The 25,982-nt window shown below is 71.2% G+C and carries 20 protein-coding genes and 1 pseudogene; 10 read left to right on the top strand and 11 right to left on the bottom strand.

Going from position 1 to position 25,982, the window contains the following annotated elements:
- Positions 1-192 precede the first annotated feature (192 nt).
- The gene (locus CP978_RS15190; RefSeq protein ID WP_043441204.1) at positions 193-588 is read right to left on the bottom strand and encodes a nitroreductase/quinone reductase family protein; all 396 of its coding nucleotides are present in this window, start codon (positions 586-588) and stop codon (positions 193-195) included.
- Between the two features lie 70 nt (positions 589-658).
- Complete coding sequence (locus CP978_RS15185; RefSeq protein ID WP_043441201.1) at positions 659-2,179, bottom strand: CehA/McbA family metallohydrolase; 1,521 nt, start codon at positions 2,177-2,179, stop codon at positions 659-661.
- Positions 2,180-2,280: 101 nt separating this feature from the next.
- Between CP978_RS15185 and CP978_RS15180 the strand changes: the two genes are divergently transcribed.
- Both CP978_RS15180 and CP978_RS15175 read left to right on the top strand, forming a co-directional pair.
- A complete protein-coding gene (locus CP978_RS15180) occupies positions 2,281-4,869 on the top strand; it encodes a bifunctional FO biosynthesis protein CofGH (protein WP_043441199.1) in 2,589 nt (862 codons plus the stop codon).
- A 121-nt stretch (positions 4,870-4,990) separates the two neighbouring features.
- Entirely contained in the window at positions 4,991-6,106 is a 1,116-nt protein-coding gene (locus CP978_RS15175) for an ADP-ribosylglycohydrolase family protein (protein WP_043441196.1), read from the top strand.
- 114 nt (positions 6,107-6,220) lie between these two features.
- Here the strand turns inward: CP978_RS15175 and CP978_RS15170 are convergent, their stop codons facing one another.
- The 4 genes and pseudogenes from CP978_RS15170 to CP978_RS15155 all read right to left on the bottom strand — a co-directional run bounded on the left by CP978_RS15170 (position 6,221) and on the right by CP978_RS15155 (position 10,793).
- Complete coding sequence (locus tag CP978_RS15170; RefSeq protein WP_043441194.1) at positions 6,221-7,765, bottom strand: sodium:solute symporter family protein; 1,545 nt, start codon at positions 7,763-7,765, stop codon at positions 6,221-6,223.
- Between the two features lie 566 nt (positions 7,766-8,331).
- Positions 8,332-8,520, bottom strand: coding sequence for a DUF397 domain-containing protein (locus CP978_RS15165; protein WP_043441192.1), 189 nt, complete (start codon positions 8,518-8,520; stop codon positions 8,332-8,334).
- A gap of 237 nt (positions 8,521-8,757) precedes the next feature.
- Positions 8,758-9,616, bottom strand: a pseudogene (locus tag CP978_RS15160) (helix-turn-helix domain-containing protein).
- Positions 9,617-10,037: 421 nt separating this feature from the next.
- Positions 10,038-10,793: a GOLPH3/VPS74 family protein gene (locus tag CP978_RS15155; RefSeq protein WP_043441189.1), complete on the bottom strand. Its 756-nt coding sequence runs from the start codon at positions 10,791-10,793 to the stop codon at positions 10,038-10,040.
- Positions 10,794-11,222: 429 nt separating this feature from the next.
- Here CP978_RS15155 and CP978_RS15150 point away from each other — a divergent pair, with 429 nt between their 5' ends.
- Positions 11,223-14,162, top strand: coding sequence for a D-alanyl-D-alanine carboxypeptidase (locus tag CP978_RS15150; RefSeq protein ID WP_227745378.1), 2,940 nt, complete (start codon positions 11,223-11,225; stop codon positions 14,160-14,162).
- A 162-nt stretch (positions 14,163-14,324) separates the two neighbouring features.
- On the top strand, positions 14,325-16,199 hold the full coding sequence (locus CP978_RS15145; protein ID WP_043441185.1) for an MFS transporter: 1,875 nt from the start codon (positions 14,325-14,327) through the stop codon (positions 16,197-16,199).
- 43 nt (positions 16,200-16,242) lie between these two features.
- Here CP978_RS15145 and CP978_RS15140 read toward each other — a convergent pair whose 3' ends face one another.
- Both CP978_RS15140 and CP978_RS15135 read right to left on the bottom strand, forming a co-directional pair.
- The gene (locus CP978_RS15140) at positions 16,243-16,752 is read right to left on the bottom strand and encodes a glutathione peroxidase (protein WP_043441183.1); all 510 of its coding nucleotides are present in this window, start codon (positions 16,750-16,752) and stop codon (positions 16,243-16,245) included.
- A gap of 35 nt (positions 16,753-16,787) precedes the next feature.
- The gene (locus CP978_RS15135; protein WP_043441181.1) at positions 16,788-17,753 is read right to left on the bottom strand and encodes an ArsR/SmtB family transcription factor; all 966 of its coding nucleotides are present in this window, start codon (positions 17,751-17,753) and stop codon (positions 16,788-16,790) included.
- A 94-nt stretch (positions 17,754-17,847) separates the two neighbouring features.
- On the opposite strand from CP978_RS15135, the gene CP978_RS15130 reads away from it, so the two are divergent.
- The gene (locus CP978_RS15130; RefSeq protein WP_043441179.1) at positions 17,848-19,068 is read left to right on the top strand and encodes an MFS transporter; all 1,221 of its coding nucleotides are present in this window, start codon (positions 17,848-17,850) and stop codon (positions 19,066-19,068) included.
- A 68-nt stretch (positions 19,069-19,136) separates the two neighbouring features.
- On the opposite strand, the gene CP978_RS15125 is transcribed toward CP978_RS15130, so the two are convergent.
- A complete protein-coding gene (locus CP978_RS15125) occupies positions 19,137-19,838 on the bottom strand; it encodes a haloacid dehalogenase type II (protein WP_043441177.1) in 702 nt (233 codons plus the stop codon).
- Positions 19,839-20,308: 470 nt separating this feature from the next.
- On the opposite strand from CP978_RS15125, the gene CP978_RS15120 reads away from it, so the two are divergent.
- Both CP978_RS15120 and CP978_RS35235 read left to right on the top strand, forming a co-directional pair.
- A complete protein-coding gene (locus CP978_RS15120; RefSeq protein ID WP_043441175.1) occupies positions 20,309-20,746 on the top strand; it encodes a VOC family protein in 438 nt (145 codons plus the stop codon).
- Positions 20,747-20,859: 113 nt separating this feature from the next.
- Positions 20,860-21,693: a DUF6461 domain-containing protein gene (locus tag CP978_RS35235; protein ID WP_221500910.1), complete on the top strand. Its 834-nt coding sequence runs from the start codon at positions 20,860-20,862 to the stop codon at positions 21,691-21,693.
- 261 nt (positions 21,694-21,954) lie between these two features.
- On the opposite strand, the gene CP978_RS15110 is transcribed toward CP978_RS35235, so the two are convergent.
- On the bottom strand, positions 21,955-22,176 hold the full coding sequence (locus tag CP978_RS15110; RefSeq protein WP_043441173.1) for a hypothetical protein: 222 nt from the start codon (positions 22,174-22,176) through the stop codon (positions 21,955-21,957).
- Between the two features lie 217 nt (positions 22,177-22,393).
- Between CP978_RS15110 and CP978_RS15105 the strand changes: the two genes are divergently transcribed.
- The 3 genes from CP978_RS15105 to CP978_RS15095 all read left to right on the top strand — a co-directional run bounded on the left by CP978_RS15105 (position 22,394) and on the right by CP978_RS15095 (position 25,324).
- Positions 22,394-23,410, top strand: a complete 1,017-nt coding sequence (locus tag CP978_RS15105) for a DNA-directed RNA polymerase subunit alpha (protein WP_043441171.1) — start codon at positions 22,394-22,396, stop codon at positions 23,408-23,410.
- 352 nt (positions 23,411-23,762) lie between these two features.
- Positions 23,763-24,182, top strand: coding sequence for a YciI family protein (locus CP978_RS15100; protein WP_043441169.1), 420 nt, complete (start codon positions 23,763-23,765; stop codon positions 24,180-24,182).
- Positions 24,179-25,324, top strand: coding sequence for an RNA polymerase sigma factor (locus CP978_RS15095; protein ID WP_043441166.1), 1,146 nt, complete (start codon positions 24,179-24,181; stop codon positions 25,322-25,324). Before CP978_RS15100 ends, CP978_RS15095 begins: the two co-directional genes overlap by 4 nt.
- Before the next feature lie 443 nt (positions 25,325-25,767).
- On the opposite strand, the gene CP978_RS35655 is transcribed toward CP978_RS15095, so the two are convergent.
- On the bottom strand, positions 25,768-25,956 hold the full coding sequence (locus CP978_RS35655) for a hypothetical protein (RefSeq protein ID WP_079162153.1): 189 nt from the start codon (positions 25,954-25,956) through the stop codon (positions 25,768-25,770).
- Between the last annotated feature and the right edge of the window lie 26 nt (positions 25,957-25,982).

Here is a 25,982-nt window from a genome sequence, read left to right as displayed (position 1 = left end):
AGGCCCCCCGTCGAACCGTCCACAACCAGAAGGCCAGTTTGCCTTGTTCATGGCGGATGCGTCAGCTGTGGGCGACGGTGATCACAGACCGCCGTGCGGCGCCTCACAAGGTCCACACACTCTCCGCACATCGGACGGCCCTCGGGGCGCCTTTGCGGGCGGGTGCGCACGGCCGGCGGGGGCGGTGCGGCCTCAGCCGTCCAGGTCGACCCGGACGGTGAGCAGCTCCGCCCCGAACACCCGTACCGCCGTGCTGTTCATCCGGGGCAGCGACCTCAGCCGGGCGCGGGGGTCGTCGTCCGGGAGGAGCCGGGCGGTGCCGGGGTGCCAGCGGCCCCTGATGCGGACCCGGACCCGGGGGTTCGCCCGGATGTTGCGGACGTACTGGGATCTCTCGCCGTACTCGGAGACCAGCCAGAAGGAGTCCCCGACACGGCGCCCGCCCACCGGGGTCGCACGCGGCAGGCCCGAGACGCGGCCCGTCGTCTCCAGGACCGTCTGGAGCGGCAGACGGCGGGTGACGGGGTTCGCCACATACCGCTGGAACGCCGTGACGACACGGTGCTTCAGGTCGGTGCTGAGGTTCATCGCGTGGTCCTGTTCTCGTCGTGCCGGTCGTGGGAAGGCCGTACGGGCCCTGTGCCGGGTGAACGGACCGTCATCGCCGGCCCAGGAAGATCGGGTTGGTCAGCGCGGCCGCCGCCCCCGGCACGGGACCCGCCGCCGTCTCATGGCGCAACTCCGCCCGTACGTACGCCGCGTGCGACGGAGTCGTCGTCCACTCCATGGTGCCCTCGCCCGACACCGGCAGCGGACCGCTGGTGAGGAGCACGCCCTGGTCGGTGACGAGGCGGACCGTGCAGCGGGGCACACCCCGTGCCGCCACGCGGACCGTGACCGGGGTGTCGGGGTCCACCGGCAACCGTCCGCCGATGCCCGCGTGCTCGCCGCGGCCCCCGGTCGCCGTGAAGGTCAGCGAGACGTTCTTCGACTCGGCGATGTACGAGCGGCCCGCCCGGATGCCTTCCTGGACGGCCCGGCGGCTCAACTCGTCGGCGAGGACCACCGTCTGGGGGCTGCCGATCGTGTCGGGGGCACGGTGCGCGTCGCTGTTGCCCATCGCCGGCAGCCATCGGGCACGGCCCTCCCGGACCGATGCCACCAGGGTGTTGTCCCACTCGGCGAGCGCCACCTCGTCGTCCGGCGTGTAGGGGCCGTTCCACACCTCCACCGCGTCCGCCTCGGCGAAGCCGAACTTCCAGGCGCAGCCGATACAGCCGGCGTGCGGATGGGCCGGCACCACCAGACCGCCCGCCCGCCGGATCTCCTCGGCGATACGGCCGAAGCGGTTGTCCCGCGCCCGGTAGCGCCAGTCGACGAAGGTGCCGGGGTCGGTGCCCAGTGCCACCAGATGGCCGTTCCGGGTGGTCACCTCCTCGCCCAGCATGATCAGCAGATCGTCGCCCGCCAGGCCGGCCCAGTGCGGATGCGAGGCATGGGTGTTGTGGTCCGAGGAGTTGATGAAGTCCAGGCCCGCCGCCCGGGCCTGCTCCGCGATCTGTGCGGGCGTACGGCGGCCGTCCGAGTACCAGGAGTGGATGTGGCAGTCGCCGCGGTACCAGGCGCGGCCCCGGCCCTCGACCCGGGACGGCGGGTACCCGGGCTCCGGGGTGCGGCCGGGCTCGCCGTAGATCAGCGTGATCGTCACCTGGTACGAAAGACCCTGTGGCGCCACCGTGTAGGGGCCCAGCACGATGTGCCAGGTGCCGGCGCGGACCGGGCCCGGGATGTAGCCCGGGGTGGCGTCGTCCGCCCGGACGAAGAACTCCGGGCGCGCACCGCCGGACCAGCCGCGGAAGCCCCTGCCGCCCAGGTCGGTGCCGCGCTCGTCGAAGATACCGATGTCCAGGGCGTTGCCCGGGGTTCCGGCCGGGACGGACGGCCGGTCGTAGGTGTAGGCGACCTTGATCTCGCGGACGCCCGGGGGGACGTCCACCGGGAGGTGGACGAAGTCGGGGGCGCCGGGCGGCAGCGTGCCGCGCACCGTCCTCGTCTCCGTGCCGCCCGCCGCCGCTGCGGCGGGGCCGTCGGGGAAGCTCACGGTTCCCAACGTAAGGGCGGCGGCCGCGCCCGTCACCAACAGCGCGCGTCTGCCGATGCCGTGGTCGTCCTTGCACATGCCGGTGCTCCCGGGGTCGGGTGAGAGGGGTGGTGCGGGGGCGCCCCATCGGCCGCAGTGCGCCCTGTATGACCTGATCACCACAAACGTATGCTCGGAGGATGACGACTTCCGCGACCTCCGGAACCGGCCCCACCGAGAACTCCATGCGTCGCGCCCTCAAACGTGCCCGGGACGGCGTCGCGCTCGACGTCACCGAGGCCGCCGTACTGCTCCAGGCCCGTGGTGCGGACCTCGAGGATCTGGCCGCCTCGGCCGCCCGGGTGAGGGACGCGGGCCTCGAGGCGGCGGGCAGGCCCCATGTCATCACCTACTCCAAGAGCGTCTTCGTCCCGCTCACCCGTCTGTGCCGGGACAAGTGCCACTACTGCACCTTCGTCACGGTGCCCGGCAAGCTGCGCCGCGCCGGGCACGGGATGTTCCTGTCCCCCGACGAGGTGCTCGACATCGCCCGCAAGGGTGCCGCCCTCGGCTGCAAGGAAGCCCTGATCACGCTGGGCGACAAGCCGGAGGACCGCTGGCCCGAGGCCCGCGAGTGGCTGGACGCGCACGGCTACGACGACACCATCGCCTATGTGCGCGCCATCTCCATCCGCATCCTGGAGGAGACGGGCCTGCTGCCTCACCTCAACCCCGGGGTGATGTCCTGGACCGACTTCCAGCGCCTCAAGCCGGTCGCCCCGTCGATGGGCATGATGCTGGAGACCACCGCGACCCGGCTGTGGTCGGAGCCGGGCGGCCCGCATTACGGCTCTCCGGACAAGGAACCGGCCGTCCGGCTGCGGGTCCTGGAGGACGCCGGACGTTCCTCGGTCCCCTTCACCAGCGGGATCCTGATCGGCATCGGCGAGACCTACGAGGAGCGCGCCGAGTCGCTGTTCGCGCTGCGGAAGGTGGCGCGGGCGTACCACGGCGTCCAGGAGCTGATCATCCAGAACTTCCGCGCCAAGCCGGACACGGCGATGCGCGCGGCACCGGACGCGGAACTGGACGAGCTGGTCGCCACGGTGGCCGTGGCCCGCCATCTGATGGGCCCGAGCGCCTGCCTCCAGGCGCCGCCCAACCTGGTCGAGGACGCCCATGAGCGGCTCATCGGCGCCGGCATCGACGACTGGGGCGGGGTCTCGCCGCTGACCATCGACCATGTGAACCCGGAACGCCCCTGGCCGGAGATCGAGCGGCTGGCCGAGCGGTCCCGGGCGGCCGGCTTCGAACTGCGCGAACGCCTCTGTGTCTACCCGGAGTTCGTGCGACGCGGCGAGCCGTGGCTGGACCCCCGGCTGCTGCCGCACCTGCGGGCGCTGGCGGACCCGGAAACCGGCCTGGCCCGTCCGGACGCGGTCGTCGAGGGCCACCCCTGGCAGGAACCGGACGAGGTGTTCCAGCCGTCCGGCCGCACCGACCTGCACCGCTCGATCGACACCGAGGGACGCACCGGCGACCGCCGGGACGACTTCGACGAGGTGTACGGCGACTGGGAGGCGCTGCGGGAGGCCGCCGCCCCGGGCATGGCGCCGGAACGCATCGACACCGATGTCCGGGAGGCGCTGCGCACGGCCGCCGACGACCCGACGCGGCTGACGGACGACCAGGCGCTCGCCCTGCTGCACGCGGACGGCCCGGCGCTGGACGCGCTGTGCGCGGTGGCCGACGACGTCCGCAGGTCCGTGGTCGGCGACGAGGTCACCTATATCGTCACCCGGAACATCAACTTCACCAATGTCTGCTACACCGGCTGCCGCTTCTGCGCGTTCGCCCAGCGCCGCACCGACGCCGACGCCTACACCCTCTCCCTGGACCAGGTCGCCGACCGGGCCCAGCAGGCCTGGGAGGTCGGCGCGGTGGAGGTCTGCATGCAGGGCGGGATCCACCCCGACCTGCCCGGCACCGCCTACTTCGACATCGCCCGGGCGGTGAAGGAACGCGTCCCCGGCATGCATGTGCACGCCTTCTCCCCCATGGAGGTGGTCAACGGCGCGACCCGCACCGGACTGTCGATCCGGGAGTGGCTCACCGCGGCGAAGGAGGCGGGCCTCGACACCATCCCCGGCACGGCGGCCGAGATCCTGGACGACGAGGTCCGCTGGGTCCTGACCAAGGGCAAGCTGCCGGCGGCCACCTGGATCGAGGTGGTGACGACCGCCCATGAGCTGGGCATCCGCTCCTCGTCGACGATGATGTACGGCCATGTCGACCAGCCCCGCCACTGGCTCGGCCATCTGCGCACCCTGGCCCGCATCCAGCAGCGGACCGGCGGCTTCACCGAGTTCGTCACCCTCCCCTTCGTCCACACCAACGCCCCGGTCTATCTGGCGGGCATCGCCCGGCCCGGCCCGACGATGCGCGACAACCGCGCGGTGACGGCGATGGCACGACTGCTGCTGCACCCCCACATCCCTCACATCCAGACCAGCTGGGTGAAACTCGGCGCGGAGGGCGCCGCGGAGATGCTGCGCTCCGGCGCCGACGACCTGGGCGGCACCCTGATGGAGGAGACCATCTCCCGGATGGCGGGCTCCTCCTACGGCTCCTACAAGTCGGTGCGGGACCTGGTCGCGGTGGCCGAGGCGGCGGGCCGTCCGGCCAGGCCCCGCACCACGCTGTACGGCGAGGTCCCGGAGGAACGCCGGCGCACGGCCGCCGCCTCGGACGGCCATCTGCCGGAGCTCCTGCCGGTGCTGGAGGGCTGAGCCGGCGCCCGGGCATGTGCTCCGAAGATCCACGCAAGTGTGACGTGACCGCCTCAACCCGATGTCCGCGGTCGATTACAGTGCTGGACTGTCGGACGTACGGCGCCCTGAGGAGGCCTGTGTGGGTGCGACAGCCGGTGCCGTCTGGGGGCGCACCGAGCAGCAGGACTTCCGCAGCCGGGTACGCGGGACGCTGCTCGGTGTGGCCGTCGGTGACGCCCTGGGCGCGCCGCTCGACGGGCTCTCCCTGGAGGAGATCCGGGAGGAGCACGGCCGGCAGGGGCTGAGCGATCTCGCGTCCAGGTTCGGCCGGCGCGGCGCGATCAGCCATCTGACCCAGCTCACGCTGTTCTCCGTGGACGGGCTGATCCGCGCCCAGGTACGCCGTGACACCGGCGCCTGGCATCCGCCGACCGATCTGCACCGTGCGTATCTGCGCTGGGCGGCCACCCAGCGGGACTGGGGACCGGACGAGCGCCGCAAGGGCGACGGCTGGCTGGCCCGCGAGGAGTGGCTGTACGCCCGTCGCTCCCCGGCCCGGTCCTGTCTGCTCGGCCTCGGGGACACCGTCATGGGCACCCCGGACGCGCCCAAGAACCCCGGCGAGACGGGGCCCGGGGCAGCCGCCCGGTCGGCGCCCTTCGGGCTGCTCGTCGGCTGGGAACCCCGGCTGGTGCTGCAACTCGCGGTCGAGTGCGCCGCGCAGACGCACGGCCATCCCACGGCGTATCTCACCGCGGGCGCCTATGCGGTGATCGTGCATGCGCTGGCCCGTGGCGAGAGTCTGGACGCGGCCGTGCAGCAGGCCCTCGGGCTGCTGGCCCCGCTGCCGGGTCAGCAGCCGGTCGCCGACGCCCTGCAGCACGCGCTGGGCGCCGTGCGGCAGGGCCTGCCCACGCCGGCCCGGGTCGAGGAGTTCGCCGGGGGCGGTACGGCGACAGGGGTGCTGGCCGCCGCGGTGTACTGCGCGCTGGTGGCGGAGGACGTACGGCACGGGCTGTGCCTCGCGGTGAACCACGGGGGTCCTTCGGGTGCCGCTGGCGTGCTGGCCGGCGGGCTGCTCGGCGCCCTGTACGGGGAGACGGCCCTCCCGCCGGCCTGGCTGGCCGAGCTGGAGGGCCGTCCCACGCTGCTGGTGCTGGCGGACGACTTCGCCATGGAGATGACCCAGGGCGCCGCGCTGCACGGTCCCGGCCGGGCGTCGCCGGGGTGGCTGGCGCGCTATCCCCGGGCGTGAGGCGCCCTCACCGTCCTGGGGCCCGTCACCGTCCCGGGGGCCCGGCCCCGGACCGGCGGGCCGGGCGGGCCGGGCGGACCGTAGAGCCCCGGCCCGGTGCGAGCGGCCCGGTGCTCAGGCTCCGCCGCTCCCCACCTGGGTCGGCACGGTCGCCGCCGTCCCGTCGTCCTCGGTGTTCAGCGTCTCGATGATCCGGTCCCGCTCCGGGGTGTTCTCCGGCTTCACCAGGCCGATCAGGATGTACAGCACCAGCGAGACCGCCATCGGCGCCGCCACCTGGTACTCCAGCGCCACATCCGTGCGCTGGGAGAAGTCCAGGTGGTAGTTGACGAGGAAGAACGCCAGCAGACCGGCCCCCCAGCTGCCGAGCGCCGCCGTGGGCCCTGACCTGCGGAACGGGCGCATCAGACCGAGGATGAACGGGATCGCGATCGGACCCATCAGACCGGCCACCCACTTGATGACCACCGTGATGATGTCCTTGAAGGTGGGGGAGTCGACCTGGGTCGCCACGGCCATGGAGAGGCCGAGGAAGGCGACCGTCGTCACCCGGCCGGCGATCAGGCCGGTGCGGGTGTTCCAGGCCCGGGCCGCCCTGGAGAGCACCGGGGCCACGTCCCGGGTGAAGACCGCGGCGATCGCGTTGGCGTCCGAGGAGCACATGGCCATGGTGTGCGAGAAGAAGCCCACGACCACCAGGCCCAGCAGACCGTGCGGCAGCAGCTGTTCGGCCATCAGGCCGTAGGTGTCGGAGCCGTCCGGCTTCTCGGCGGTGACCAGGAGCGGGGACAGCCACATCGGGATGAAGAGGATGACCGGCCACACGAACCACAGGCCCGCCGACAGCAGCGCGGACCGGGTCGCCTCCTTGGCGCTGCCCGTCGCCATGTAGCGCTGGGCCTGGTTCCACATGCCACCGTTGTACTCGAACAGTTTGATGAACAGATAGGCGATGAAGAAGACCGTCACATACGGGCCCGCGAAGCCGTGTTCATGGCCGTGCAGCTTCGGCGAGTCCAGCGCCTTCGACAGACCGCCCAGGTCGGAGATCTTGTTCAGGGTGACCACCAGCATGGCCACGCCCGCCAGCAACTGGATGAGGAACTGGCCCAGTTCGGTCAGGGCGTCCGCCCACAGACCGCCGATCGTGCAGTACACCGCGGTGATACCGCCGGTGATGAGGATGCCCTGGGTCAGCGTGATCCCGGTGAAGACGCTGAGCAGGGTCGCGATCGCCGCCCATTTGGCGCCCACGTCCACGATCTTCAGCAGAATGCCGGACCAGGCCAGCGCCTGCTGGGTGGGCACGTTGTAGCGGTCCTTCAGATACTCCAGCGGTGAGGCCATATGCAGCCGCGAGCGCAGCCGGTTCAGGCGCGGCGCGAACAGCTTGGCGCCGAGCAGGATGCCGATGGCGATGGGCAGCGCGAAGGTGACATAGGACGTGACGCCGTAGGTGTAGGCGATGCCGGCGTACGCCGTGAACAGCACCGCGCTGTAGCCCGACATATGGTGCGAGATGCCGGACAGCCACCAGGGCATGCGGCCGCCCGCGGTGAAGAAGTCGCTGACGGTGTCCACGCGCTTGTGGGACCAGACGCCGATCGCGGTCATCACGCCGAAGTATGCGATCAGGACGGTCCAGTCGAGACCGTTCATATGCCCCCTCCAGGGGTCCGCCTTGTGAACCTGCAGATACCGGACGGCACTTCGCCAGTACTCGGACGCGGGCGGCGCCCCCGTGCGGGAGTGGGGACTTGGGGGATTGAACCTTGGGGTGGTCGGGCGGTCAAGACCTTTCACGGTCATGGATATGAACGAGGATCAGAAAGTCGAACGATTTTACTCGCTCTTGACGCGTTAGGCGGTTGTCGTGTCCGCGACGCGGTACACACCATGAGCGGGCACTTCGCCAGCCGGGACAACATCCGATCGCCCCTCGGGCCGGATCGGGATCGGGCTTACGGGATGCGGGTCCCGTACGGCCGGGAGAGGAGCCGTCGGGGTCGGACGATGCCGACTCCCTGAGTACGTCCGACTGTCGGGCGCGGTCGTCGCGCGTGGTGGACGGTCGGGTGTGGGGGGCCGGCGGTGCGGAGGGCCGGTTCGGGTGTGGGGGCCCACGAGGGGAACCGTGCCCCGGAAAAGCCCGTGCCCCCTCGGCCGGGACGGCGGGCCAGTCGAGAGGGCTGTCGGTACTGCGGATGGACTTGTGGTGCGCGGTGCTACTTGATCGACGCCACGAAGGCGTTCCAGGCGTCGGTGGGGAAGGCCAGGACCGGCCCCTCGGGAGCCTTGGAGTCACGCACGTCGAGTGCCGTTGTGGTGGGCGACTTGACCTCGACGCACGCGCCGTTGCCCCCGGAATACGACGACTTGGTCCACGTTTCCGTGGCCCCCAGAAGTACTGCCATGTTCACTCCGTAGCGAGTTGCTGAGTTGCTGAGTTGCTGTCATTAGCGTCGCGGAATTCCCGGGTGCAGCCCGCGACGCGATTCGCGCCAACGTGTCCGGCTGATGGCGTGATCCACGCTACTCGGCAACTTCCCTGCATGGAGAGATCGTTCACTCGACCGGTGGCATATTCCCTTACTGCCTTCTATTCGAAGGTTGCATGGGTGTAAGATCCGCCGCTCGTCGAAAGGGTGCGCTCAACGCGCATGGTCCTTGGCCGCATTGGCGATGAACTGACGGGATTGTTCCACATTGAGGGCCTGTGCCCTCAGATGCTCGTACATCAGGGCGTACTTCTGCACATCGGGGGCCTTCTCCAGATACAGGTCACTGGTGACGCCCTCCATGTACACCACGCTGGAATCGGCCGCGTCCGCGAATTCGAGGATCGCGTACTGGCCGTTGATCCCGGGGTGCGCCCCCACGTCGAACGGCAGCACCTGCACGGTGACGTGCGGAAGCCGGGACATCTCCACCAGATGCTCCAACTGCTCCCGCATCACATGATGGTTGCCCACCACCCGGCGCAGCGCGGCCTCGTCCAGGACCAGCCACAGCCGGAGCGGGTTGTTCTCGGCGGTGATGCGTTCCTGCCGGCGCATCCGCACCTGGACGCGCTTGTCGATGTCGGCCGGCGGTGTCTCGGGCAGGGCTCCCTCGATGAGCGCCTCGGCGTAGGCGCGGGTCTGCAAACAGGCCGGTGACGATCTGGGGTTCGTACACCCGCAGCGACTCCGCGTCGGTCTCCAGGCCGATGTAGACGCTGTAGGGGATGTCCCCGAACGCATGCCACCAGCCCTGCTGGCGGGAGTCCCGAGCCATCTCCATCAGGGAGTCGACGACCCGCTGGTCCTCGACCTCGTAGACCCCGCACAGATCCCGGACGTCGCGCTGGCTGATGCTGCGGCGGCCGTTCTCCAGCCGGCTGATCTTCGACTGGGAGACGAGCAGCCTCTCCGCGACCTCCTCGGCCGTCATGCCCTTGAGTTCACGGAGCCGGCGCAGCTCCTGGCCCAGCCGGCGCCGCCGGACTGTGGGATTGACATTGGACGCCACGGACGCGCACCTCCGGCTGCCTGCCTCTACTTTGCGTATCTGCTGCTCAGCAGATTGCCACCAAGCTGCCTTCTTCCGCTGGGAAACAGCGGATATGCGCACTCCGCACGTCGTTCGGGCGGGCGGTGCGACGGCGGCGTGGCATGGGCGCGGCACCGCAGGGGCCCGCGCGGGGCGAGGGGGCCGTGTCGTCGTCCGGACGTACGGTCTCCTCGCCCCGTGCGGGCCGGCGGCTCCCGAACCGGGACTGCGGTGCCGGCTCGGACCGGGTGCATGTTCCGGGTTGTACGGTGCCCGGGCCGTACGGGGTCCGGGGCGGCCGGTGCCCGAGGTGGCCGGCCGCCGTGGCGATCCCGCCCGGCCCGGACGACGGCCCCGACGGGCTACCGGACGATGGCCCCGCGGGGCTGTGGGCTTCGGCTCAGTGGGCCACGACCCGCGCCATGGATCCGTGGCGCGGCTGCATCGGGACTCCGCGGGCCGGTTCCGTGGCGCCCCTGACTCCGCCCGTCGGCCGGCCGGACGGGCCGGCCGGGCCGCGACGTGGTTGCGCGGCCGCGCCGTTCTGGACGTCCATCACGGCGTGCGCCACGAGGCCGCCCATGGGGTCGTGCCGGATCAGGTCCCGCAGCCGGGAGCGGGACGAGCGTCCCTCGTTGCCCGGGTACAGGTGCTTGCCGAGACCGACCGCATGGGCCAGCGCGGCGAGCGCCGCGGTCCGCGGGTCCGGCGGCACACCGGTGCGGATCGCGGAGTCCAGCCGGGACCTGATCTCCCGGCTGATGGCGGTGTCCGTCGCCTGGTAGCGCGTCGTCGGCAGCACCCCGCACATCTGGCCGGGCACGGCCTGAACCATGCCGCACCGCTCCAGGTGCGAGAGGTAGATCTGACGCAGCCCGAGACGCGGCCCGCCGATCCAGTGGACCGCGCGTACCGGAGCGCCGCGCCTGCGCAGCAACTCCAACGCGGAGTCCAGAGTTGGATCTCCAGTCGGCCGTGGCACCACCACGGCGATACGATCCCCGTCAGGGGCTATCCGTCCGGCCAGCGCCAGCTCCACTAGCTGTGCTCCGGCCAGACCCAGGTCGAGCGACTGCGGCTGCGCAGTGGTACCCGTGGCCGGGTCCAGTGCCAGCAGCAGAAGCTCCTCCGGAATTGTTCTGCGGCTCCTGCCCATCCATGCCTCCCCGCGTGGATGAATGACAGGGTGACCCCTCTCACATTGGTCTGTCGAGGGTGCGTGACCGGAATGTAGTGGAACCGGTAGGTATGTCGTTCTCGTCTAGCGCAGGGGTCGATCCCTCGCACAGGAGACTGGTGCAGGGGCCGGACGGCTGTGTCCGGGCGGCGGTACAAGGTCCGGACGGTTGTGTCCGGGCGGCATTTCATGGTCCGGACGGCGGTGTCCGGGCGGCGGTTCATGGTTCGGCAAGGCGCGCGACGGGGTGCGTGGCGCAACGAGGAGGCATCGGTGGCGGGCGAGTCCCCCGACAGGTCGAAGCAACACAAGTCGTCGGCGGAACCGACGTCGGGGAGCGGGGCCCCGGCCCCCACATGGCCGACCGGGAACGGCACCCTGGGGGGCCGGAACGGCCGGGGAGGCGATGTGGGGCGCGCCTCACTGGCCTCCTGGGTGCAGTCGGCCGAGGAGGACGCGGAGGAGGCCGGGCCCGAGGGCACCGGTGACGGGCCGTCCGGGGCCCGTTCCGACGGCACGGGGGAGGCGGGCTCCGTGAAGGCCGCTCGGCGCCCGGCCGGGGAGCGCGCGGACACGTCGTCCGCGAAGTCCGGGGGGAACACGGGGAACGCGGCGGAGAAGGCCGAGGGCGTCCCCGAGGGATCCGTGCGGCGCGGGGACACCGAGGACGAGGGCGAGAACGAGGGCGTGGGCGAGGACGAGCGCGAGGGCGGCACGAAGGCCGGGGGCGCCCCCGGGGCCGGAGTGACCCCCGCGGGGGCCACCGAGGCCTCCGAGAAGGCGGACGGCCCCTCCTCGGCCGACGCCGGGACCACGGGCCCCGAGGAGGAAGAGGTCGACGAGGGCGACGAGGGCGACGAGCCTGCGAAGGCCGAGGACGAGGACACCACCGCGCCCGGGACCACCGGGACCGGCTCCGCGTCCACGGGTGGGGCTGCGGGTGCCGGTGCGCCCAAGTCCGGTGCCGCCGGCGGTTCCGGTTCTGGGGCCGCGGGTGGCTCCGCGTCCACGGGTGGGGCTGCTTCCAAGTCCGGTGCGGGGGCGGGCGCTGTGTCCGGGGCGGGGGCGGGCGCTGTGTCCGGGGCGGGTGCCGCCGGTGGTTCCGTGCCCGTGGGTAAGGGTGGCGCTTCCGGTTCCGGGGCCGCGGGTGGTTCCGCGTCCGCGTCCGGGGGTGCGGGTGCTGGTGCGCCCAAGTCCGGTGCGGGCGCTGCGTCCGGGTCGGGTGCCACCGGAGGTTCCAAGTCCGCGGGTAAGGGCGGCGCTTCCGTGCCGGCCGCCGTGGGTGGGGGTGCCCCCGAGCCCGGTGCCGGGACCGGTTCCCCGTCAAAGGGCGCCGAGGCTTCGGAGGCCCGCGCCGCCGGTGCGGACCGTGCCGGAACCGGCTCCGCCCCCGGGGGCCGGAAGACCGCCGACCCCCGGGTCGCGAAGGACGAGGACGGGTCCTCGGAGGCCGAGCTGCCCGTCGACCAGCCGACCGCCGTCTTCCGGACCGACCGGCGGCCCGCCGTGGACCAGCCCACGACCATGCTCAAGCTGGGCGGATCCAAGCCCTCGGACAAGGCCGCGGAGAAGGCCGCCGGCAAGGGCTCCGGTAAGGGCTCCGGCAAGGCCCCCGACCAGAAGGGCCCGGCGTCCGGTGCCAAGGCGTCCGGCGACAAGCCGGACGAGGCCCCCGCCGCCGAGCCGGCCGTGGACCAGCCCACCACCGTGCTGAAGGTCGGCGGCGCCAAGCCCGGCACCAAGCCCACGGACCGCCCCTCGTCCAAGCCCGGCGCCAAGCCCTCGGGCGGCGCCCCGGAACAGCCCGGTGCCAAGTCGTCCCCCAAGGGGGGTACCGAGCCGGGCTCCCGGCCCGGAGGCGGGAAGCAGGCCGCTGAGCCGGGCGAGGGACCGGCCGCCAAGGCCGCCGCCGAGGCCGAAGCCGAACGCACCAGCAAGTTCGTCGCGCTGAAGTCGCTGGACGAGCTGGCTCCCCCCAAGCCGAAGCCCTTCGGCGCCCCCGCCGAGGCCACCTCCGCACTGCCCCATGTCGGCCCCGAGCGCACCACCCAGCAGCCGCTTCCCCCGAAGCCCCCGCTGGATCTGCTCGCCGAGCTGACGAACACCCCGCCGCCGCCGGAGACCCCGGTGCGCACCTTGGTGCGGCGGGTCAAGATCTGGACGCCGCTCGTAGCGCTGCTACTGATTATCTTTGCGATCGCACAGGCGGTCCGTCCGCTGCCGGCCGCCTCCCTCGCGCTGACCGCCGAGGAGACCTACACCTTCGACGGCGACCCGCTGAAGCTGCCCTGGCCGGACGAGGGCCAGGGCTGGATGGCCGTCGACGGCGTCGGCGAGATGGACCACTTCGGCGATCAGAAGCCGGTCGCCATCGGCTCGGTCGCCAAGACCATGACCGCGTACATCATCCTGCGCGACCACCCGCTGAAGCCGGGCCAGGAAGGCCCGTCGATCGAGATCGACCCGAAGGCGGAGAAGGAGGGCGGCTACGACAAGGTCGGCGACGAGTCCACCCTCAACACCGTCCATGCCGGCGACCACCTCACCGAGAAGCAGGCCCTGTCCGCGGTCATGATCCCCTCCGCGAACAACATCGCGCGCCTGCTGGCCCGTTGGGACGCGGGCTCCGAGGAGGCGTTCGTCGAGAAGATGAACGCCACCGCCAAGAAGCTCGGGATGACCAACACGACGTACACCGACCCCTCGGGTCTGACGAAGACCACCGTCTCCACCGCCGAGGACCAGGTGAAGCTCGGCACCGTCGCCATGCGGAACCCCGCCATGGTGGCCATCACCAGCGCGGCCAGCTGGACGGACCCGACCGGCAAGTACTGGACCAACTACAACGAGCTGCCCTTCAGGGTCGGCGCGATCGGCATCAAGACCGGATCCACCACCGCGGCCGGCGGCAACCTGCTCTTCGCCGCCCACAAGAAGGTCGGCAGCCGGACGGTGACCATCGTCGGAGCGGTCCTCGGCCAGCACAAGCCGGACATCCTTGCGACGGTCAACGCGGTCAGCAAGACCGCATTGCTCGCCGCCCAGGACGCGCCGACCTCGGCGAAGATCCTGAAGAAGGGCGATGTCGTCGGGTACGTCGACGACCAGCTCGGCGGCCACACCCCGGTCGTCGTCACCGAGGACGTCACCGCGGTCGGCTGGGCCGGTCTGCGGGTGAAGCTGTCCCTCGCCGCCAAGGACGAGCTGCCGCACACCGCGAAGGCCGGCACGGAGGTGGGCACGCTCACCGTCGGTGACAGCTCGAGCAACGCCGTACAGGTGCCGGTCGCCCTGGAGAGGGATCTCGCCGAGCCGGGCTTCACGGCCAAGGTGACGCGTCTCGGCTGATCCCCGCACCACTCGGCGGCCGTGGCCGTCCCCCGCACCCCGTCGGGCACTCCCACTCGGGAGCTGACCCGGCGGGGTGCGTGCTAGCGTCACGAATCGGGCACGTCGCCGGTCGCGGGACGCGGCCGTGGACAGAGGACGGGAGACGGGGAGTGCCTTCAGGTGGCCACAGCGGATCCGACCAGCGCCGACGACGCCGATCCGGGCCCGGGGAGCGGTCCGCGAATAGACGCGTCCACGCCTGACACGGACAGCGGCCACGGGCGGCCGGGCGACCCGCCGGACGGCCGGGACGGCGGACGGTCCCGCCTCCGGTCGCCTCGCGCCACGGCCCGGATGTGGATCCGCCGCTACCCCGTCCTGTCCGTCACCGTGCTGGCCGGCCTGGTGCACCTGGTCTGGTTCTTCACCTTTGCGAACAGTGGCGGCGATCTCGCCGCCCAGGACGCCTGGGCGGAGTTCGTGGGCCGGCACCCCGACTCGGCGTACAACCTCGCCTGGTACGGGGGCATGCACCCGGTGTCGTACAGCGTGGTGTCGCCGTATCTGATGTCGCTGCTCGGCGTCCGTACCACGATGATGATCGCGGGGACCCTCTCGGCCGGGCTGCTGACGCTCGTCCTCATCCGCAGCCGTGCCGTCCGCGAACCGTGGTGGCCGGCCCTCGCCGGGGTGTTCGGGCTGCTGTGCAACGCCGTCTCGGGCCGGGTGACCTTCGGCCTGGGCACGCTGTTCGCGCTGGGCGCGACGGCCTGTGTCTTCTGCTGGCCGTACCGCTGGCGCCACAAACGCTGGGCCAAGGCCCTGTGCGCCGCGCCGCTGGCCGCCCTGGCCACGATGTCGTCCCCGGTGGCGGGACTGTTCGTCGGACTGATCGCGGTGGCGCTGTTCCTGCAGAGGCGCCGCCCGGGCGCATGGGCGCTGGGCCTGGCCCCGGCCGTGGTGGTCGCCCTGTCCGCCTGGCTGTTCCCCTTCAGCGGCACCCAGCCCATGGGGTGGGGGTCGGCGCTCATGCCCTTCGTCTACGCGGTGCTGGCCTTTCTGCTGGTCCCGCGGGACTGGAAGACGGTACGGATCACCTCGGCGGTGTACGGGCTCTCCGTGCTCCTGGTCTGGCTGATCAGCTCCCAGATCGGCTCGAACATCACACGGCTGCCGATGCTGTTCGCGGGGGTCGCCCTGGTCGCGGCACTGCCGTTCACCGTGCCCCACAGCCGTAAGTGGTACGCCCTCGTCACGGCGATCGTCGGCTTCGTCACCTGGATAGGGTTCAAGACCGTCGACGACGTCATCCATACGACCCCGGCGGCGTCCTGGGCCCGGGAACTGGCGCCGCTGGTGAACCAGCTCCAGGTGGTGGGCGCGGAGAAGGGCCGGGTGGAGGTGGTCCCGGCGCGCTCGCACCGTGAGGCCTCCGCGCTCGCCCCCTATGTGAACCTGGCGCGCGGCTGGAACCGGCAGGCCGACATGGAGCGCAACCCGCTCTTCTACGACGACACCCTCAACTCCGCGAACTACCACGCATGGCTGCGCCGCTGGGCGGTGCACTATGTGGTGCTGCCGAAGGAGGAGCCGGACGGGAACGGCGGCGAACGCGAGCGTCGACTCGTCCAGCGGGGCATGCCCTATCTGAAGCAGATCTGGGGCGACGCCAACTGGCAGCTGTTCGCGGTGACCGACCCCACCCCGCTGGCGGACCCGCCGGCCGTGGTGGACCGGGCGGAGCAGGGCGAGATGACCATCGAGGTGAAGACGGCGGGCCGGGTGCTCATCCGGGTCCCGTACTCGCCGTGGCTGGGACTGGTCGACGCCGAGGGCAAGAGCGTCAAACCGCCCCAGGAGACGCAGGAGTCCAAGCACCGCGAGCCCGGCACACCGAAGACGTACGACAACGTCAACGGCTGTCTGATGGAGACTCCCGAGGACGCCTCGGGAGACAAGTGGACGGAACTGGTGGCCCCCCGCCCGGGCACCTACCGCCTGGCGGCGCCCTACCAGCTGCCGCGCGGCACCCCCTGCCCCGAGGAACTGCGGTAGGGCCGCCGCGGCGGTCACCCCTGCGGGCGGCGGCCCCCGGTGCTCAGGCGAGCGCCTTCTCCACCGCCTCCAGTACCTCCGCCGACTCCGGTTCCGTCTGCGGCGAGAAGCGGGCGACGACCTGGCCGTCCTTCCCGATCAGGAACTTCTCGAAGTTCCAGCGGATGTCCCCGCTGTGCCCCTCCGCGTCCGCGAAGCCGACCAGCCGGTCGTACAGCGGGTGCCGCCCCGCCCCGTTCACCTCGATCTTCTCGGTCATCGGGAAGGTCACGCCATAGGTCGCCGAGCAGAACTCCGCGATCTCCTCGGCGCTTCCGGGCTCCTGGCCCAGGAACTGGTTGCAGGGCACCCCGAGCACGGTGAAGCCCTCCGGAGCGAACCGCTCCTGAAGCCGCTCCAGACCCGCGTACTGCGGGGTCAGCCCGCACTTGGAGGCCACGTTCACCACCAGCACGGCGCGGCCCGCGTACTGGGACAGCCGCGCGGAACCGCCGCCCAGGGCGTCGATCTCGACATCGAGCGCGGAACCGCCGGTGTTCTCTGTAGTCGTCATGGAACGGATGCTAGTCGCGCCGGGTGACAGACCCGTCAGTCCCGCTGCGCAGTGACCAGCACCTCACCGGCGGCCGTACGGGAGTACAGCACCGACCGCCCCACCCGCCGCCGCTCCACCAGCCGTGCGTCGAGGAGCACCCTGAGATGGCGTCCGACCGAGCCGAGCCCCTGCCCGGTCACCGCCACCAACTGGCTGGTGCTCAGGGGCGAGTCGAGGAGCACCAGGACCCCGGCCCGGGCCGTCCCGAGCAGCGCGCCGAGGCTCGCCGGGACCGCCGTACGCGGGCCCTGGGCGAGGACGCCCGTGCACGGGTAGACCAGCGCGTACCGGTCGGGATCCTCCCAGGACACCCAGCCGGTCCCCGGGGTGACGGGGACGAAGACCAGCTCGGCGCCGGAGATCTCACGCGGCGGGTTCTCGTGGAGATTGACCTGGAGCCGGTTCCCGCCCAGCCAGCGGGTGCGGCCCGGCCGCAGGGTGTCCAGCGCGGACGCCCAGCCGCCGTGGCCGACCCGCGCGGTCCGGGCGGCCACATCCGCCTCCAGGACGCGCCGCCGCCGGTCCCAGTACGGCCGTACCGTGTGCGTCCACACCTGGGTCAGCAGGTCAGCGGCGCGTTCGGCCAGGTCGTCACGGTCCAGCAGGGCGGGCAGCGGGCCGCGCAGGGAGCGGGTGAGATGGACACGGGCGTCCTGGGGCGGGGTGGCGCGGACTCGGGCGGCGCCCTCCTCGAAGGTCTCCCCGTCCCTCGGGGTGGGCGTGAAGAAGTCCGCGATCCACTCCGGGCCCAGCCCGCTGCGGACCAGCAGCGCGGTGACTGGATCGGCGGCCAGCCGCCGGCGGTAGTCCGGCAGATGGGCGTCCAGCCAGGCCCGTTCCCCCGGGTGGGAGGCGGTGGCCGAGTGCAGCAGCGTCAGACTGGCGAACACCTCGGCGAGCGGCGACAGCACGAACCGGCTCCCGGCCAGGGTGTCGGCATTGACGTACCACAGCCCCATGGCGCCCCGCCTTCTCCGCACACATGTTCGCTCGACGTTTCGCTGCTGTGCGAAACAATAACGGCCGCCCTCGACACCCCCGCAGACTCCGCGCATGCGCAGCTACTCCGGTCTCTTCCGCACCCGGGAATTCACCCCGCTCTTTCTCTCCGTGTCCCTCCAGACGGCCGCCTCGACCGTCGCGGCCCTGGCGCTCGGCACCCTGGTGTACCGCGCCACCGAGTCCCCGCTGCTCTCCGCGATGAGCATGTTCGGTCAGCAGCTGGCGCAGGTGGTAGGCGCGACCACCCTGCTGTCGGCGGCGGACCGGCTGCCGCCCCGGGCGACCACGGCGGGCATCGCCTGCGCGTTCGCGGTCGGTACGGCACTGATGGCGGCCCCGGGACTGCCGGTCGGCGCGATCTTCGCCGTGCTGTTCCTGCTGGGCCTTGTGCAGTCGCTCGACGGCGGGGTCCGCTGGGGCCTGCTGAACGAGATCCTGCCCAAGGACGGCTATCTGCTGGGCCGTTCGGTCTTCAACATGATGAGCGGGATCATGCAGATCGCCGGCTTCGCGACCGGTGGCGTGCTGGTGGTGCTGCTGTCCCCGGGGACGACCCTGCTGGCCGCGGCGGCGCTCTATCTGATCTCGGCAGTGGTGGCCCGGCTCGGCCTGACCCCGCGCGCCCCTCGCGCCGTCGGTCGTCCCTCGATCGCGGCGACCTGGCGCACCAACGCCCTGCTGTGGTCGTCCCCGCCGCGCCGGACCACCTACCTCCTGCTGTGGATCCCCAACGGACTGGTCGTCGGCTGTGAGTCGCTGTATGTGTCCTACACGCCGGAGCACGCGGGCGCGCTCTTCGCCTGTGGGGCGTTCGGGATGTTCGTCGGGGACGTCGCCGTGGGCCGTCTGCTGCCGCGCGCGCTGCGCCGCCGCCTCGGCATCCCGTTCCTGCTGTTGCTGGCGGCCCCGTATCTGCTGTTCGCGCTGCATCCGGCCGTACCGCTGGCGGCGGCCTGCGCGGCACTGGCCTCGGTCGGCTTCGGGGCCAGCCTCATCCAGCAGGAACGGCTGATGGAGCTCACCCCCGAGGAACTCGGCGGCCACGCCCTGGGACTCCACTCCTCCGGCATGCTCACCATGCAGGGCCTGAGCGCGACCCTGGCCGGTGCGGTGGCCCAGCTCACCGCGCCGGGCCCGGCGATGACGGTGATGGCGGCGGCCTCGATCGCGGTGACCCTGACCCTGGCGGCGGCCGGCAGACGACAGGGGCGGGGCCCGCTCGACGCTCCGGCGCCGGTGACGGACGACGCGGCCCCGGTACGGCGCCGGTGACGGACAGGGCGGCCCCGGTCCGGCGGCGGGCGGCGTGAGGGCGACTCGGCCGGGTACCACCCGTGCGGTCACGCCGGGCCCGGGCCGCGCTCTCCGTACCGCTCGATGAGCCGGTCGGCGATCGCGTCGAGGTTCTGCCCGACATAGGTGGGCTGCGGGCCGACGTCGAGCGGGGCGTTGCCCTCCCGGAGGACGAGCGCGGCCTGCCAGCCGGCCGCCACGGCGCCGATGGTGTCCCATACATGGCAGGCGACCAGGCAGATGTCGCCGGGAGCGGCCTCGAGCGCGGTGGCCACCGAACGGTAGACCTCCGGAGCCGGCTTGTGGCGGCGTGCGGTCTCCTCGACGCTGAAGCGCCGTTCGAACAGGTCGATCACGCCCGCCCGTTCCAGCTGCCGCTCGGACACCTCCGGTGTGTTGTTGGTGAGCGTGAACAGCCGGAAGCCATGGTCACGCAGCCGGCGCAGGGCCGCCGGTACCTCCGGATGGGGCGGCATGCCGGCGAACCGCTCGGCGAGCTCTGCACTGTCGGCGTCACTGATCGTGATGCCCCGGGTGGCGGCGAGCATCCGGAGCACCGCACCGCCGATGTCGGTGAACGGCACGTACACCCCGCTGAGGGTGAGTGCCTCGGAGTAGGTGACCAGATCGGCGAACCACAGCCGCATCGTGGCGGGATCGTTGAAGATCCTCTCAAAGGCCGGGAGAAGCGCGTCCAGGTCGAGCAGGGTCTCGTTGACGTCGAACACTACGATCGGTCGCTCAGACATGACGGCGCTTTCGTTCCTCCGTGGGACAACACACCTGGACCACCGTCATACCCCTCCGGACGGCCGGCCCGAACGCCCCGAAGTGTCACGGATCCACCTGAATCTCCCGAACGGGATATCGCCGACGGCATCGACAGTATGCGGTGCGAGCGATGCGGGAGAGGTGATGCGCGAGAGCGCCACGCATCACTGTGCGCCTGTGGCCCACTCCCGGCGGACGACCCCTGCTCCCGGGGCGGCAGCACTCGTACACGTACTCGGGCGGAGCCATGTATCCGCAGCCATGTATCCGCAGCGATGTATCCGCACGCCGGGCGACGATCGCCCGGCCCGGGAGTGCGCCGAGGCGTTCCCGCCCTGGTCCGGCCACACCCGCCTCAGCGGTTCGACACCCGTGGCCGAACCTGTGACCCGGTCGTACGCCCAAAGTCCGATGCCGTACTCCGCTTCCCTCGTGCCAGCATCGGCTCATGCACCACTCCTGGCCCGCTCACCTCGAGGTCGGCGCCGTGCGCTTCGCCCGGCCGACCGCCAAGTACGACGAGGTCCTCGTCTTCTACCGCGATGTCCTCGGCCTGCCGGTGCTGGGCGAATGGCGTGGCCACCGCGGCTACGACGGCATCCTGCTCGGCCTGCCCGGCACCCCGGTGCACATGGAGCTGCTCCAGCACGGCGACCCTCCCCGCATCCCCGAGCCGCATCCGGAGAACCAGCTGGTGCTCTACCTCCGCGGCCCCGAGGCGGTCAGCACCGCGTGCCGACGGCTCACCGAGCACGGGTACAGCCCGGTCCCCGCGGCGAACCCGTACTGGCCGGAACGCGGCGCCGTCCTCTTCGAGGACCCGGACGGCTGGCTGGTCGTCCTGGCCCCCTGGGTCTTCGGCGAGGAACCGCCGCCCGGCGGCTAGCACTCCGGCCTCCGCACCAGAGCTGTCCGGCCGCTCCGCCGGAGGCACCGGTCGTCCACTGCCGCGACTGCCGCAGAGGGGTCTTGTCAGCGGTGGCAGACAGACTGTGGCGCATGACTCCGGTGACCGCGCACGACTACGCCTGGATACGTTCCTCTCCGTTGCTCGACTATGCAATGGAGACCGGCTACACCCTGACCCTGGTACGGGGCGTCACCCCGAGGGATGTGCTGCGGGTGATGGAGGCGGAGCCCCAGGGCACATGCACAGGGGCAGACGCGCTGATCGAGCGGCAGGACGAGCTGCTCGACCCGACGGACTACTGGGACGATTCTTTCATCGCGGGCGCGTTCACCGTCCCGGGCGAAGGAGGCGACTGGACGCTCGTTCTGCATCTCGCGGAGGGGGGCATGGGGATGCAGCCGCGCTTCCTGGAGGCCCTGTCGGCGGGCGGGTGCGCCGTGGTGCATTCCAGTAACGGAGGCAAGCCCATGGACTTTTTCCAGTGGTATGTGGACGGCGAACTCCGCACCACCTTTGAACGGCCCACCGTCAGGCAAGGAAGCACTCCGGACGCCCTCAACGCGGTGCTGGCCGAGGTCGGTTTCGACCTGTCGGACGACGAGGGCGGAACAAGCGGGCCCGTCGACACCAAGGCGTCGGCCTTCGCCCTCGCCGAGCGGCTGACCGGGGTGCGGGTGACGGAGGAACTGCTTCAGCGCGCCGAATACCAGCTCGGGCATGTACCCGAGGAGCCCGCCGAGGACTGGACCGGCATCGTCATCGACATCACCGATGCCTATGGGAAACGCCTCTACATCGAAGTCACCCGCGACGAGGCCGAGAGAGCTGCGGCCCGCGCCCGCAACCGAGGCCGCGAAACCGGGGGGAGTGCCGATGTGGGGCGGGAGACGGCCCGCGGCGGGCCGTCGGAACCACCGCGCTAGTGGTGGCGGCTAAGCGGCCCTGGACCGCGCGGCATGCATACCCGAGGCGGGCTGCTGCACATCCTCGAACAGGAAGGTCTCGTCCTCCCCGAAGTCCGGGGCCTGGAAGGGGTTTGTCGCCGGAGGCGGTGATGCCGCAGTGGCGCGGCGGGGTTGCCCTTCCAGGGCGGAGAACAGCGACGTCGGATCGATGAGAGGTCTCCCTTTCGGTACAGGCCCCTGAAGAGGGGGCCTGGCGTGCCGTGACCGGGCACAGCGGTCCTACAGCTTGGTCATCTTGGCGTACGGGCTCAAGATCCGCATCTGCGTCGAACTGAAATCCACGAGCGCGGCGATTCCATCCTCGATGCCGATGACCCGGCCGAGGCCGTACACATCGTGTGTGACCTGGTCGCCCACGGCGAAATGCTTGGGTGCCGGAGTGGCCGGGGCCTTGAAGGGGCTGGTAGGCAAATGACGCTTCGGTGCAGCAGGCTTTGTCATCGCCCCCAGTATGCACCCCCGGACCGCGCCGGTGGCCGAATCCCAGGGGTAGCAGAAGCTGATCGTCGGGCTCCGCTCCGGCAGGAGCCGGGCCTGCCACCGGACGGCAGACGGGCGGGGTCGGGCGGTTCGGCCTCATGGGAGGCCGAACCGCCCGTACCCTTCATGGTGTCTACGGCGTCACATACCGGGCGCCACACACTGGAGGCAATACCTCGTGCTGATCGCTCAGCGTCCCTCGTTGACCGAAGAGGTCGTCGACGAGTTCCGCTCCCGGTTCGTGATCGAGCCGCTGGAGCCGGGCTTCGGCTACACCCTCGGCAACTCTCTTCGCCGTACCCTCCTGTCGTCGATTCCGGGTGCTGCTGTCACCAGCATCCGTGTCGACGGCGTTCTGCACGAGTTCACCACCGTGCCGGGCGTGAAGGAGGATGTCACCGACCTGATCCTCAACATCAAGCAGCTGGTCGTCTCCTCGGAGCACGACGAGCCGGTGGTGATGTATCTGCGTAAGCAGGGTCCGGGTCTGGTCACCGCCGCGGACATCGCGCCTCCGGCCGGTGTCGAGGTGCACAATCCCGATCTTGTCCTGGCCACGCTGAACGGCAAGGGCAAGCTGGAGATGGAGCTGACCGTGGAGCGCGGTCGTGGTTATGTCTCCGCGGTGCAGAACAAGCAGGTGGGTCAGGAGATCGGCCGGGTGCCGGTCGACTCGATCTACTCGCCGGTGCTCAAGGTCACCTACAAGGTGGAGGCGACCCGTGTCGAGCAGCGTACGGACTTCGACAAGCTGATCGTCGATGTGGAGACCAAGCAGGCCATGCGTCCGCGGGATGCCATGGCGTCCGCGGGCAAGACGCTGGTGGAGCTGTTCGGTCTGGCGCGCGAGCTGAACATCGATGCCGAGGGCATCGACATGGGTCCGTCCCCGACGGATGCCGCCCTGGCCGCCGATCTGGCGCTGCCGATCGAGGAGCTGGAGCTCACGGTCCGCTCCTACAACTGCCTCAAGCGCGAGGGGGTCCATTCGGTGGGTGAGCTCCTGGCCCGCTCCGAGGCCGATCTGCTGGACATCCGTAACTTCGGTGCGAAGTCCATCGACGAGGTCAAGGCGAAGCTGGCCGGCCTGGGTCTGGCCCTCAAAGACAGCCCGCCCGGATTCGACCCGACCGCCGCCGCCTTCGACGCGGACGACAACGCGAGCACAGGTTTCGTGGAGACCGAGCAGTACTGAACGCCGCGCTGAAACAGCCCCCTCGGAGAACACTCCAAGGGGGCTGTTCGACGTACATTGCCTGGTCAGGCGCAGTCGGCCTGGCTCATGGGGCGAAGGCATTTCCGCGCAGGCCCTCGGCGCGAAGTCTCGTCGTACCGAAGCCGAAAACCACGTCCGAGGGCGGGACGGCGCCCGGCTGTTCCACCAAGAGGTTAGCGCGCCCGTTCGAAAACTCGTCACGGGGATCGTGACCCACATCACACGCGTCGGACCGAAAAAGTCCGGACGGCGATGTCGAGAACCCGCGACCGGCTCCGTCCCCGGGGTGAACGCGACCACAATGGGTCACACAGCACCAAGGAGAAACACCATGGCGAAGTACTTGCTGCTCAAGCACTACCGCGGCGCTCCGGCAGCGGTGAACGACGTGCCGATGGACCAGTGGACGCCGGAGGAGATCTCGGCGCATGTGCAGTACATGAGCGACTTCGCGGCCCGGCTCGAACAGACCGGTGAGTTCGTCGACGGCCAGGCGCTCGCCCCCGAGGGGGCATGGGTCCGGTACGACGGTGAGGGGCGCCCACCGGTCACCGACGGCCCGTTCGCCGAGACCAAGGACCTCATCGCCGGCTGGATGGTGATCGACGTCGACAGCTACGAGCGTGCCGTCGAGCTGGCCGGAGAGCTGTCGGCCGCCCCCGGGGCAGCCGGGAAGCCGATCCACGAGTGGCTGGAGGTCCGCCCGTTCCTGGCCGCCTCGCCGACCATCACGGAGTGCCCTCATCGATGAACGAGGCCCTGCTCCGCAGCCTCACACCGAGCGTGCTCGGAATCCTCGTCCGTCGCGGAGCCGACTTCGCGGCGGCCGAGGACGCCGTGCAGGACGCGCTGGTCGAAGCCGTCCGCGTCTGGCCGGCCGACGCCCCGCAGGACCCGAAGGGCTGGCTGGTCACCGTCGCCTGGCGCCGCTTTCTCGACGCGAGGCGGTCGGACGCCGCCCGCCGCCGGCGTGAGGACCTCGTCGACGAGGAGCCGACGCCCGGGCCCGCGCCCGCGGTGGACGACACGCTCCAGCTCTACTTCCTGTGCGCTCACCCCTCGCTGACGCCGTCGTCCGCCGTCGCGCTCACCCTGCGCGCCGTCGGAGGGCTCACCACCCGCCAGATCGCCCAGGCCTACCTCGTGCCCGAGGCCACCATGGCGCAGCGGATCAGCCGCGCCAAGCGCACCCTCTCCGGCGTGCGGTTCGACCAGCCCGGCGACGTCGCCACCGTGCTGCGCGTCCTCTACCTGGTCTTCAACGAGGGCTACTCCGGTGACGTCGACCTCGCCGCCGAGGCCATCCGGCTCACCCGGCAGCTCGCGGCCCGGGCCGACCACCCCGAGGTGGCGGGGCTGCTCGCCCTCATGCTGCTCCACCACGCCCGGCGCGCCACCCGCACCGCGCCCGACGGCAGCCTGGTCCCGCTCGCCGAACAGGACCGCGACCGGTGGGACACCGAGTCGATCGCTGAGGGCGTCGAGATCCTGCAAGCGGCCCTCGCCCGCGACCGGCTGGGCGAGTTCCAGGCCCAGGCCGCCATCGCGGCCCTCCATGCCGACGCACCCACCGCCGGGGAGACCGACTGGGTGCAGATCGTCGAGTGGTACGACGAACTCGTGCGCCTGACCGACAGCCCCGTCGTCCGGCTCAACCGTGCGGTCGCCGTCGGCGAGGCCGACGGACCACGCGCCGGGCTCGCGGCGCTCGCCGCGCTGGACGACTCGCTGCCCCGTCACACCGCGGTGGCGGCGTACCTCCAGGAGCGTGACGGCGCCCTGACGACGGCGGCCCGGCTCTACGCCGAGGCGGCCCGGAAGGCCCCCAACCTCGCCGAGCGCGACTACCTGACACGCCGCGCCGCCCACCTCAACACCCGCCGCCGCTGCTGACCTGCCGCGCTCGTCTTTCCGCGGCGCTTCGCTGGTCCTGGGCAGACGACACGCCTGGCGCGTCGCGACCTCTTCCCACCATTCCTGCAGGCGACGCCTGCCGGGGACGTACGGTAGGGCCGCGCCTGTGACCTACCGTTTCCATGGCCGAGCCGGCAGGCATGGAAAACGCTCGCCGACACCTTGTTGACAGTGGCTGACCCTGGTATCTGACACGGCTGTGGCACGCGACCAACAGACGGCTCAGAACTTGGCCGGCCTCCTCCGTCGCCGAGATCACCCACCGTAGCGGCTGCGCAAGTCCTCCGTGGTCCGGGACAGCAGTCCGATCACGTCTTCGGGCGGCGCCTCGGCCAGTGGACGCTCCACCTGGGGTCGTACGCGGTCAGTTCGGTCTCCTTCTGGTGCGCTTGTGGTGTGCATCGTCGAGCACTCGGCGCCGCCTATCGCTTCAGTGCTCTGTAGTGCTTCAACAGCGCGGTGATTCGCGCCTGGTCCGCCTGACCATTGAGTTCGGTCAGGAGGTCGTCGGGGCACAATTCGTAAAGGTCGCCCCACCAGCGGCGTCCTCGGTTGTCCCAGATCCGGTAGCCACCCGGCACGCCCCTGGCAACGTAGCGTTTCCTGCTCACCGTCTCCCTGCCCCCGACCCGGCATG

It is taken from the genome of Streptomyces nodosus (genome assembly GCF_008704995.1).
GTDB classification, from domain to species: Bacteria; Actinomycetota; Actinomycetes; order Streptomycetales; family Streptomycetaceae; genus Streptomyces; species Streptomyces nodosus.
Note: the sequence above shows the minus strand (reverse complement) of the source record. Positions and strands in the feature narration are given on the sequence as shown.